This is a genomic window from Inquilinus sp. (assembly GCF_039594555.1).
Lineage (GTDB): Bacteria > Pseudomonadota > Alphaproteobacteria > DSM-16000 > Inquilinaceae > Inquilinus.
The window spans coordinates 1-11,606 of record NZ_JBCNNF010000218.1; the positions used below are offsets into that span (position 1 = coordinate 1).

The following is an 11,606-nucleotide window of genomic DNA, read 5'->3' on the forward strand; positions in this document are numbered from 1 at the left end:
TCGAGCGTGCGCGCCACCTGCTCGGCCGCGGCGACGCAATCCGGATGCGTGACGCCGGCGCCGGGCATGCGCGTCGCCAATGCCACACGCAGCCGGCGTGCGGGCGTGCGTCGAGCTGGGCGCCCTGCAATACTCGTCCTCCGGCTATTTCGGCGGCCGGCCGGCGGTGGTCGTCGCCGTGTTCCAGCAGCCCGGGTCGAACGCCCTGGCGCTGCAGGAGGCCGTGCAGAACAAGATGGAGCAGCTGAAGCAGCGCTTCCCGGCCGGCATCGAATACGGCATCCGCTACGACACCACGCGCTTCGTGTCGGCGGCGATGGAAGACGTGCTGAAGACGCTGCTGGAAGCGCTGGCGCTGGTCGTGCTGGTGGTTTTCATCTTCCTGCAGAACTGGCGCACCACCCTGATCCCGGTCATCGCCATCCCGGTGTCGCTGATCGCGACGCTGGTGATCATGGACGGGATGGGCTTCTCGCTGAACATGCTGAGCCTGCTCGGCATGGTGCTGGCCATCGGCCTGGTGGTCGACGACGCCATCGTCGTGGTCGAGAACGTCGAGCGGCAGCTGGAAGCCGGGCTGCCGCCGCTGGCGGCGACGCGCAAGGCGATGAGCGAGGTCACCGGCCCGATCATCGCCACCACCGCGGTGCTGATGGCGGTGTTCATCCCGGTCGCCTTCATCCCGGGAGTCTCCGGCCGGCTGTACAACCAGTTCGCGCTGACCGTCGCCATTTCGGTCGGCCTGTCAGCCTTCAACTCGCTGACGCTGAGCCCGGCGCTGAGCGCCGCCTTCCTGCGCCACCGGCCGCACACGCCCTTCATCCTGTTCCGCTGGTTCAACGCCGGTTTCAACGCGCTGTCGCACGGCTATGCGGCGCTGGTGCGGTTCCTGATCCGCATCCGCTGGCTGGTGATGATCCTGTTCGTCGCCGGCCTCGGCCTGACCTACTGGGTGTCGACGCGCCTGCCGTCGACCTTCCTGCCGGTCGAGGACCAGGGCTATTTCTTCGTCGTCATCCAGCTGCCCGACGGCGCGTCGCTGGAGCGCACCGAGGCGGTGGCGAAGAAGACCCGCGCGATCCTGGAGGCGACGCCGGGCATCGAGACGGTCGGCGAGATCGTCGGCCTGAACTTCCTGACCAGCGCCGCCCAGTCGAACTCCGCGGCGCAGTTCGCCATCCTCAAGCCCTGGTCCGAGCGCGGGCCGGATGAGAGCGCGTCGGCCCTGGCCCAGAAGGTCGGCGCGCAGCTGATGCAGATCCCCGAGGCCTTCGCGCTGGCCTTCGACCCGCCGTCTATCCCGGGCATCAGCACCACCGGCGGCTTCGAGTTCCAGGTCGAGGACCTGTCCGGTCAGGGTGCCATCGCGCTGAACGCCGCGACCCAGGCGGTGCTGGCCGAGGCCCGGAAGCAGCCGGAGCTGGACCCGCACCAGCTGTTCAGCAGCTTCAGCACCACGACCCCGCAGTACAATTACGACCTGGATCGCAACAAGGCGAAGATGCTGGGCCTGACCCTGCCGGACGTCTTCAACACGCTGCAGATCTATCTCGGGTCGCTCTACGTCAACGACTTCAACCTGTTCGGCCGCACCTTCCGCGTCACCCTGCAGGCGGAGAAGGACGCCCGCGGCTCGGCGACCGACATCTCGCGCCTCTATGTCCGCAATGCGGCGGGCGGCATGGTGCCGCTGAGCACGCTGGGCGACCTGAAGCCGATCGCCGGGCCGGACACGGTGCCACACTACAACAACTACACCTCGGCCAAGATCAACGGCGCCCCGGCCCCGGGCTACAGCTCGGGCCAGGCGATCGCGGCGATGGAGCGGGCGGCGGCCACGGCGCTGCCGCACGACTTCACCTATGAATGGACCGGCATCACCTTCCAGGAGCTGCAGGCGGGGTCGGTCGCGGCCCTCGTCTTCGGCCTCGCCCTCGTCTTCGTCTTCCTGATCCTGGCGGCGCAGTATGAGAGCTGGTCGATGCCGTTCATGGTGCTGCTGGCGGTGCCGCTGGCCCTGTTCGGGGCATTCGCGGCACTGTGGGCCCGGCAGATGCAGATCGACGTCTACTCGCAGATCGGACTGGTCATGCTGATCGGCCTGTCGGCCAAGAACGCCATCCTGATCGTGGAGTTCGCCAAGCGGCTGCGCGAGGATGGCCACAGCATCGTCGAGGCGGCGGCGGAAGCCGGCCGGCTGCGCCTGCGGCCGATCCTGATGACGGCCTTCGCCTTCATCCTGGGCGTGGTGCCGCTGATGATCGCCACCGGCGCCGGCGCCGCCAGCCGCCAGTCGATCGGCACCACGGTGTTCGGCGGCATGCTGGCCGCCACCATCCTGACGCTGATCTTCGTGCCCGTGTTCTACGCCGTCATCGAATCCTTCCGCGAACGCCGCGGCAGCACGGAAAGCCCCCATGCCACCGACGGCCATCGGCTGGAGCCGACGGCCCGCCCGGCCGAATAGAGTGGAGACCCGCGCCATGCGCGTCCGTACCGTCATCCTGGGATCGATCGTCGTGGTCGCCGCCGTCGGCGCCGGCCTGTACAAGACCGGCCATCTTCCCCCGGCCCTGCTGGCGCTGGGCAGCGAGACGGCGAAGGCCGAAGCCGCGCCGGCCGGCGGGCCGCCCCCCGCCATGCCGGTGCCGGTGGCGCCGGTGCTGAAGCGGTCGCTGCCGATCTATCTCGACTATTCCGCACGCACCGAATCGATCGCCGCCATCAGCCTGCAGGCCAAGGTCTCCGGCTACATCCAGGCGCAGCCGGCGGCCGACGGCAGCGACGTCAAGCAGGGCGACCTGCTGTACAAGATCGACCCGCGCGACTTCCAGGCCGCGCTGGACCAGGCCAACGCCCAGTTGCAGCGCGACCAGGCCAATATCGACTATCTGCGCTCGAACTACGACCGGGGCAGCGAGCTGACCAAGAACGGCTGGCTAGACAAGGACACCTTCGACCAGCGCCAGAGCAACCTGAAGCAGGCCCAGGCCGCCCTGGCCGCCGACCAGGCGGCGCAGCGCCAGGCCGAGCTGAATGTCGGCTATACCGAGATCCGCGCCCCCTTCGCCGGGCGGCTGGGCCGCAACCAGGCGCCGGTGGGCACGCTGGTCAGCGTCGGCGGCAGCGCCCTCAACACCCTGGTGCAGCTCGACCCGATCTACATCACCTTCAACCCCAGCGAGAGCGAGCTGACCAAGATCCAGGCGGCGAAGGCCAAGGGGAAGGTCACGGTCGACGTGCTGCTGCCGGGCGAGACCGAGCCGAAGCACCAGGGCGAGCTGACCTTCCTGGACAACGCCGTGGACAACCACACCGGGACGATCCTGGCGCGCGCCACCGTCGGCAACGGCGATTTCGGCGTGCTGCCCGGCCAGTATGTCCGCGTCCGCGTCCATCTGGCGCCGCAGCCGGATGCGCTGATGGTGCCGCAGGTGGCGGTCGCGGCCAGCCAGTTCGGGCGCTACGTCTATGTCGTCAGCAAGGACAACCGGGCCGAGCAGCGCCTGGTGACGCTGGGCCCGACGGATGGCGAGCTGGTCTCGATCCAGAAGGGGCTGGCCGAGGGCGACCGCGTCATCACCGGCAACCTGCAGAAGATCTTCTACCCCGGCATGCCGGTGCAGCCGCTGCCGCAGCAGCAGGCCAACGCGGGATCGTAACGGGCGGCGCCTCCCCTCACCGTCATTGCGAGGAGGCGAAGCCGACGAAGCAATCCATGGTCCCGCAACAGCGGCTGCATGGATTGCTTCCCCCGGCTCAAGGCCGGGGTCGCGATGACGGAGTGGGATGAGCGGGTCTGGCACCCCTACCCGTCCAAGCGCCGCATCAAATCCCGCGTCGCCGGATACAGGTCTTTGAAGACCCCGAACTGCCGCCGGTAAAGCTCGGCCTGGGCCGGGTCGGGCACGATCTCCGAGGCGGTCGGGTTCCACGCCCGTATGTCGCCCGGCTGGACGTCGCCGACCGCCAGCGCCGCCAGGAAGGCGTCGCCATAGCTGGCGCCGAAGGTCTTCTGCCGCAGGATCTGCGGATGGCCGGAGATGTCGGAGGTGGCCTGCGACCACACCCGGTTCTTGGTGCCGCCGCCGACCGAATACACCGCGCGCGGCACCTGCCCCGCCTCGCGATAGGTCTCGACGATATGGGCGGTGCCGCAGGCGATGCCCTCGAACACCGCGCGGCAGATGTCGCCGCGGGTGTGGGTCAGGTTCAGGCCGAACAGCGCGCCCTTGGCCTGCGGGTCGTGGATCGGCGTGCGCTCGCCGGAGAAATAGGGCAGCAGCACCAGCCCCCGCGCCCCGGGCGGCGACTGCTCCGCCTCCGCCACCAGCGCCTGGATCGCCGTGGCCGGGTCGAGCTCGCGCGCGAACTGGTCGCGGAACCAGTGGCTGAGCGTGCCGCTGGTGGCCAGGCCGGCCAGCGCCGCGTGCTGGCCCGGCATCAGCCAGGGCGCCCACCACAGCCGCGGGTCGCGGACCCGGGTGTCGCCGAGCAGGATGGTGAAGATGGTCGACCCGTACATCACCATCATGTCGCCGCTGTCGAGCACGCCGACGCTGACCGCCTCCGCCGCCGCGTCGATGGTGCCGGCGATCACCGGCGTGCCCTCGGCCAGCCCGGTCTCTGCGGCCGCCTGGCGGGTGACGGTGCCGACGATGTCGGTGCTCCAGGCCAGGTCCGGCATCAGCCCGAGATCGAGGATGCCGGGCGCCAGCTCGTCGCTCCAGGCCAGCTCATCGGCCAGGTAGAACGGGCTGGAATTGGCCGCGGTGTAGTGGTCGATGACGAAGCGCCCGGTCAGCTTGTGCACCAGGAATGAGGTCGAGGTCAGGATCTTCGCCGTGCGGGCGAAAATCTCCGGCCGGTTGCGCTTCAGCCACAGGATCTTCGGCCCGACCGATTGCGAGGTCAGGGCGTTGCCGCAGCGCTCCAGCAGCACGTCCTCGCCGATCTGGGCCGTGAGATCCGCAATCTCCTGATGGGCGCGGGTGTCGACGCCGTACAGCACGCCGTTCATCAGCGGCTCGCCCGCCGCGTCGACCGGCAGCATGCACGGCCCGATGGCGCTGAGGCCGACCGCCCGGATCGATTCGGGCGGCACGCCGCTCTCGGCCAGGAGCGTGCGGCAGAGGAAGGTGACATCGTCCCACCAATCCTCCTTCGGCCGGTGCTCGGCCCAGCCGGGCTGCGGCACGATCAGCTTGTGCGGCTTGGCGGCCATCGCGGCGATGCTGCCATCGGCCGCCACCAGCACGCCCTTGGACTCGAAGGTCCCGATGTCGATGCCGAGATAGTGATGCGTCATGTCTCGTACCGGTCGCGGTCCAGGCTGAAGCTTTCGTCGATGCGGCCGATGCCGGCGGCCAGCAGGCGCGCCAGACCGGCCAGGTCGGAGAGGTCGCAGATCTCGAGCGAGGAATGGGTGCCGCGGGCCGGGTAGCCGAGGTCGATCGAGGCGACGCCTTCGTTGACCAGCTGCACATAGGAGGAATCGGTCAGCAGCCCGACATGCGCGCTCTTCTGCAGCGGGATGCCCTCGCCGCGCGCGGCCTCGCCGAACAGGGCGACCAGCGCCGGGTGCGGGATGGTGCCGTTCAGCGTGCCACGGCCATGGAAGCTGTACAGGCTCATCGCCGGGCCGCCGCCGAGCCGGACATCGCCGCGCTGCGCCATGTCCGGCGTGTCGGTGGCCAGCACGATGTCGAGCTGGATGGCGATGTCCGGCGCCAGCGCCTGCGCCGCCGTGACCGCGCCGCGCAGGTTGAACTCCTCCTGCACCGAGAACACCAGATGCACCGTCGGCCGCCGCGGCGCCGCCAGCAGGGCGCGGGCGACCTCGACGATCACGGCGCAGCCGGCCCGGTCGTCCACCGCCGTGCCGGCGATGCGGCCGCCCGCCAGCTCGACCACCTTCGGCGCGTAGACGACGGGCGTGCCGATGTCGATGCCGGCGGCCAGCACTTCGGCGGCGCTGTCGAAGCCGGCGTCGATATAGATCTCCGGATACGGCAGGACGCGGTACTTCTCCTCCTGCGAGGTGGCGTGGTGGCTCTTGTTTGCGATCACGCCCGGCACGTCGCGGCCGGCCCCGACGCAGAACACCACCGCCTGCGAGGCCAGCGCCTTCTCCGGCACCCCACCCAGCCGCTCCACCCGCACCAGCCCGCCGGGCTCAATCTTGCGGACGATCAGGCCCAGCTGGTCCATATGGGCGAACAGCATGACGCTGGGCCCCGCCACCGTGCCCTCGACCGTCGCGATCAGGTTGCCCAGCCGGTCGGAGCGCGAGGCGAGGCCGAGCCCGGAGAGCAGCCCAGCCAGATGCCGCCGCACCCGCCCCTCATGGCCGCTGAGGCCGGGGATCAGCATCAGCTCCGCCACCAGCCCACGCAGGCGCTGCTTGACCGGGTCGGCGCCCGGCAGGTCCTCCGTCGCCATCGCCGTCAGCCCTTCCGCGCCGCCCGCGCCAGGCGCATGAACTCCGCCGCCCGGTCGGGGTCCACCGCATTCCAGGTGTGGCCGTCGACCTTGAGCGAGGAGCCGACGATGCAGCCATCGGCCACCCGCAGCACGTCGGCCACCGTGGCGTGCTTGACCCCGGTGTTGGCGAGCACCGGTGTGTCCGGCAGCACCCGCTTCACCGCCTCGAGGTCGGACATCGCCGCCGCCTCGCCGGTGATGGTGCCGGAGACCAGGATGGCGTCCGGGATGCTTGAGAACACGGCGCTGCGCGCCCGGTCGGCCAGGTCGCGCCGGTCCAGCGACCAGGCGAATTCGGCCGAGATGTTGTACAGCATCGCCAGATCCTGGCGGCCGAGCCGGTTGCGATAGCGCATCGCCGCGCCGGCATCCGGGTTCCACGGCCCCATGTCCGAGGCATAGGTGCCGGTCATGATCTCGCGGATGAAGGCGGCGCCGGTGGCGGCGGCCAGCGCGACCGACCCGGCCGGGTCCCACAGCACGTTGACGCCGAAGGGCACCGTGATCTCCGGCCGCAGCCGGCCGATCAGATAGGCCATGGTCGCGACCGAAGCCGTGTCGACCTTGAACTCGTAGGGCCGGTCGTTCTCATTGCCGAACATCACGGCGTCGAAGCCGGCGGCCTGCAGCGCCTGCAGGTCGCGCCGCGCGCCCTCCAGCAGCCCGTCGAGACCGGCGGCCGAGTCGTAGAGCGGCGCGCCCGGCAGCGCCCCGAAATGCACCATGGCGATCACCGGCTTGGTCTCGCCGAACACCCGCTGGAAATTGCCCACAGCCACCTTCCGCGTCCTTCCCTGCTTGGGGTCAGGGCGGCTCCCGGCCGCTCCCTTGCACCCCTTTCGTCGCCGCATCATACTCAGGATCGCCTTCGGCACCCGCCGAAATCGCATCGTGTGGCAACGCTGTCATGAAACGTTTCACGAACCCTCGGGTCGGAAACGGTCGGGCGGCACGGCCCGTGGCGGTTGCGGCGCGGTCGAAGGCGGCGACAACGATAAGACCATCAAGACGATAGGGAGACTCCACGGTGAAGCGACAGGATTACGACCGCCTCGTCGGGATGCAGGCCAGCCGGCGCGCAGTGCTGAAGGGCGCGGCCGGGCTCGGCGCCGCTCTCGGCACGGCCGGGCTGCCCGGCCTCCTCTCCTCGACCGCGCTGGCGCAGGACAGCCTGCGCGCCCAGCTGCTGCAGATCCCCGGCGTGGGCAAGGGGTCACCGACCGATGCCGACTGGCAGAAGGTGGGCGAGCTGTGCCTGGGCCCGACCAAGGCGCAGGTCAAGGAGGGCGAGTTCAAGGGCGTCAAGCTCAGCTTCATGGGGCTGAACAACCAGAACCTGCACAACCTGCTGTTCCGCGGCTTCCTGAAGCCGTGGGAGGCCTATACCGGGGCCGAGATCACCTGGATCGACCTGGCCCAGGCCGACTACAACCCGCGGCTGCAGCAGGCCATCGCCACCGGCACGGTGGATTTCGACATCGTCGAGATGGGCGCCCCGTTCGAGGGCGATGTCTGCGGCAAGGGCCTGGCGTCGGAGATGCCGGACTGGGTCAAGACCCAGATCGAGATGGACGACTATGTCGGCTATCTGAAGGCGCCGGTCGGCACCTGGAACGGCAAGACCTACCGCATCTCGATCGACGGCGACTGCCACACCTTCAACTACCGCACCGACGTGTTCTCCGACGCCGACCTGGCCAAGGCCTGGAAGGATGGCGGCGGCCAGGGCGACTGGGGCGTGCCGAAGACCTGGCAGCAGGTCCAGGCGGCGACCAAGTTCCTGAAGGGCAAGAAGGTCGCCGGCCAGGACGCCTACGGCTATCTCGACGCGCCCAAGGCCTGGGGCGGCTTCGGCTTCTATTTCCTGGGCAGCCGCGCCTCGGCCTATGCCAAGCACCCGAGCGACAAGGCCTGGCTGTTCGACGTCGACACCATGAAGCCGCGGGTCAACAACCCGGCCTGGGTGCGCGCGATCCAGGACGTGATCGACGCCCTGCCGTCGGAGCCGGCGGACCAGCTGAACGCCGACCCGAACACCACCGCCTTCCAGCAGTTCCTGGCCGGCACCGGGTCGATGGTGGCGTGGTGGGGCGATGTCGGGTCGAACGCCAAGACCAGCGATTCCTCGGTGGTCGGCGACACCTGCGGCTTCAGCATCCTGCCGGGGTCGGACGACGTCTACAACGCCAAGACCGGGGCGTGGGACAAGCTGCCCGGCGGTCCGAACTATGCGCCGAACATGGCCTATCTGGGTTGGGGCGTCTATGTCATGGCCCGGGTCGACAGCGACCCGCAGAAGCACAAGGCGGCCTGGAGCGCCGCGGCCCATCTCGGCGGCAAGGACCTGTCGCTGTGGACCTCGGCCTACCCGTCCGGCTTCCAGCCCTACCGGAACAGCCACTTCCAGATCCCGGAATGGGTCGCCGCCGGCTATGACGAGGCCTTCATCACCTCCTACCTGAAGGCCAACGCCGACTCCTACAACCACCCGAACGCGGCGATCGAGCCGCGCATCCCCGGCATCTTCCAGTATTACAGCGTGGCGGAGGACGAACTGGCGAAGGTCTTCGCCGGCAAGAACACGGCCCAGGCCGGCGCCGACGCCATCGCCGCCGCCTGGGAGAAGATCACCGACCAGATCGGCCGCGAGAAGCAGATCGCCCTCTACAAGGCGTCGCTCGGGTTGTGAGGTCCGAGATCGTCCGAACAGTGCCGGAGCCGCTTCCGTCCTTGTCCCCCCTCCCCTCGCGGGAGGGGGCCAGGGGGAGGGGGTTTCCGCCACTGGGCCGGGGACCCACGAAGCATCAGCCCGGAGGCGGCTGTTCCCTTCGATCGACAACCCCCTCCCCCTACCCCCCTCCCGCAGGGGGAGGGGGGACGTTGTCTATCTGTCCTTCCGCAGCCATCCCTGGACCAGCATGAGCGAAGCGGAGATCGGCGCCGGCGGCCTGGCCGGCGACCACAGCATCAAGCCCGTCTCGTCCCACATCCCGGCCGGCCGCAAGGCCGCGGGGCGGTGGCTGATCGGGCTCGCCACGCTCGCACTCGCGGCGATGGCCCTGGCGCAGGTGCTGGATTCGGCCGGCACCGTCGTCCTCGGCTTCGAGAGCTGGCGCCCCCTGCTCTACGCCTATCTCGCCTGGGCGGTGGCGCTGGGGGCGGGCCAGGTGATGATCCGGGGCGAGGCCGGGCACCGGGCGCTGTTCCTGCTGCCGGCGGTGCTGTTCACCGTGTCGATGGTGATCTTCCCCACCATCTTCGGCCTCTACATCGCCTTCACCGACTGGAACCTCAGCTCCTTCGCCGGCCGGCAGCTCAACGGCCTCGACAATTTGCGCGCGCTGTGGGCCGACCCGTATTACTGGAACGCGCTCGGCAACATGGTCTGGTACGTGCTGGCCGTGCTGGTGCAATACGCCATCGCCTTCGGCCTGGCCCTGCTGCTGAACGCCGAGATCCGCGCCCGCAAGTTCTTCCGCGTCGCCTTCCTGATGCCGTTCATGCTGAGCCCGGTCGCGGTCAGCTGGATGATCGGCAAGTCGATCATGGAATACCGCTTCGGTCCGGCGGCCTCGCTGGCCCGGTTCCTGGGCTGGGAGAACCCGGCCTTCTTCGCCTCGCCCTGGATGGCGCGGATCAGCATCATGGCGATGGATGGCTGGGTCTCGATCCCGTTCATCATGATCCTGCTGCTGGCCGGGCTGCAGGCCATCCCGAACGACATCCTGGAGGCGGCACGGATCGACGGCGCCAAGGCCTGGCAGTCCTTCTGGAAGATCACCTTCCCGCTGATGCTGCCGGTCAGCGTCACCGCGGTGATCCTGCGGATCATCTTCGAGCTCAAGCTGGCCGACATCGTCATCAACGTGACGTCGGGCGGGCCCGGCGGTGCCACCGACACGGTGTCGAGCTTCATCTACCGCGAATACCGGGACCGATCCAATGTCGGCTACGGCACCATGCTGGCGCAGGTCTATTTCATCATGATCATCGTCTTCGTGACCGCGCTCCTGAACCTGGTCAGCCGCTGGATGCGGCGGCTGACGTGAGCGGCGCGGCAGCCTGGCGCGTGAAGCGCCTCTCCGGCCGCACGCTGCTCTACGCCGCGGCGCTGCTGTGGGCCTTCATCTCGCTGTTCCCGATCTACTGGACGGTGACGACCTCGTTCAAGACCGCGGTCGACGTCACCCAGGGGCACCTGATCCCCTTCGTCGACTACCAGCCGGACTGGCGCGGCTGGCGCTCGCTGGGCCTGTCGCCCGACACGATCGGCGCCACCTCGACGGTGCGGGAGGAGTTCCTGCTGCGCTTCGAGAACAGCATCGTCGCCTCGGTCGGCGCCTCGCTGCTGGCGGTGGTGATCGGCTCGCTCGCCGCCTACGGCCTCAGCCGCTTCCGCTACAAGTTCGGGCCATGGCGCAACAAGGACATCTCCTTCTGGTTCCTGTCGCAGCTGATCCTGCCGCCGGTGGTTTTGGCGATGCCGTTCCTGGTCCTGTACAAGGAGCTGGCGCTGCTGGACACGCGGATCGGGCTGATCCTGGTCTATGCGCTGATGGTGCTGCCGATCGTGATCTGGATCATGCGCGACCAGTTCGCCACCATCCCGATCGAGCTGGAGGAGGCGGCGCGGGTGGACGGCGCGACGGTGTGGCAGGCCTTCCTGCGCATCGTGCTGCCGCTGGCCCTGCCCGGCATGGTGGCGGCCTTCATCCTGTCGGTCGTGCTGTGCTGGAACGAGTATTTCTTCGCCGCGCTGCTGACCAGCTCCGACGCCAAGACGCTGCCGGTGATGGTGGCCAGCCAGACCGGGTCGCAAGGCATCAACTGGTGGTCGATGGCGGCGCTGTCGACCGCGGCGATCGCGCCGCTGGCCGTGATCGGCATCTTTCTCGAGCGCTACATCATCCGCGGCCTGACCGCCGGCGCGGTGAAGTAATCTAGAGCCACCTCAATCGGCGGTGACGCGTGCCTCTCCCGCTTGCGGGAGAGGTCGGAGACGCGAAGCGGCTCCGGGTGAGGGGATTTCGTCGAGGCCTGGGCCAGCCCTCACCCGGCCGTCCTGCGGACGCCCGACCTCTCCCGCCAGGCGGGAGAGGCAATCCGAGCTGCCTAGCCGTGAT

The 11,606-nt window shown here is 69.1% G+C and carries 8 protein-coding genes; 5 read left to right on the forward strand and 3 right to left on the reverse strand.

From position 1 onward, the window contains the following. Positions 1-79 precede the first annotated feature (79 nt). Together ABDW35_RS21800 and ABDW35_RS21805 are read left to right on the forward strand one after the other, a co-directional pair. Positions 80-2,467, forward strand: a complete 2,388-nt coding sequence (locus ABDW35_RS21800) for an efflux RND transporter permease subunit (protein ID WP_343715982.1) — start codon at positions 80-82, stop codon at positions 2,465-2,467. 16 nt (positions 2,468-2,483) lie between these two features. Continuing rightward, positions 2,484-3,662 carry an efflux RND transporter periplasmic adaptor subunit gene (locus tag ABDW35_RS21805; protein ID WP_343715983.1) on the forward strand — a complete coding sequence of 393 codons (1,179 nt, stop codon included), beginning with the start codon at positions 2,484-2,486 and terminating at the stop codon, positions 3,660-3,662. A 146-nt stretch (positions 3,663-3,808) separates the two neighbouring features. Here ABDW35_RS21805 and ABDW35_RS21810 read toward each other — a convergent pair whose 3' ends face one another. Genes ABDW35_RS21810 through ABDW35_RS21820 form a run of 3 tightly spaced genes read right to left on the reverse strand, consistent with a single transcriptional unit; the run spans position 3,809 to position 7,262 of the window. Beyond that, entirely contained in the window at positions 3,809-5,308 is a 1,500-nt protein-coding gene (locus ABDW35_RS21810; protein WP_343715984.1) for an FGGY-family carbohydrate kinase, read from the reverse strand. Next, positions 5,305-6,441, reverse strand: coding sequence for a M20/M25/M40 family metallo-hydrolase (locus tag ABDW35_RS21815; protein ID WP_343715985.1), 1,137 nt, complete (start codon positions 6,439-6,441; stop codon positions 5,305-5,307). The genes ABDW35_RS21810 and ABDW35_RS21815 overlap by 4 nt, the downstream gene beginning before the upstream one ends. Before the next feature lie 5 nt (positions 6,442-6,446). Beyond that, the gene (locus ABDW35_RS21820) at positions 6,447-7,262 is read right to left on the reverse strand and encodes a BtpA/SgcQ family protein (RefSeq protein ID WP_343715986.1); all 816 of its coding nucleotides are present in this window, start codon (positions 7,260-7,262) and stop codon (positions 6,447-6,449) included. Positions 7,263-7,510: 248 nt separating this feature from the next. Between ABDW35_RS21820 and ABDW35_RS21825 the strand changes: the two genes are divergently transcribed. The 3 genes from ABDW35_RS21825 to ABDW35_RS21835 all read left to right on the forward strand — a co-directional run bounded on the left by ABDW35_RS21825 (position 7,511) and on the right by ABDW35_RS21835 (position 11,422). Continuing rightward, entirely contained in the window at positions 7,511-9,172 is a 1,662-nt protein-coding gene (locus tag ABDW35_RS21825; RefSeq protein WP_343715987.1) for a hypothetical protein, read from the forward strand. Positions 9,173-9,401: 229 nt separating this feature from the next. Next, entirely contained in the window at positions 9,402-10,532 is a 1,131-nt protein-coding gene (locus ABDW35_RS21830; RefSeq protein WP_343715988.1) for a sugar ABC transporter permease, read from the forward strand. Next, complete coding sequence (locus ABDW35_RS21835; RefSeq protein ID WP_343715989.1) at positions 10,529-11,422, forward strand: carbohydrate ABC transporter permease; 894 nt, start codon at positions 10,529-10,531, stop codon at positions 11,420-11,422. The genes ABDW35_RS21830 and ABDW35_RS21835 overlap by 4 nt, the downstream gene beginning before the upstream one ends. Positions 11,423-11,606: the final 184 nt, after the last annotated feature.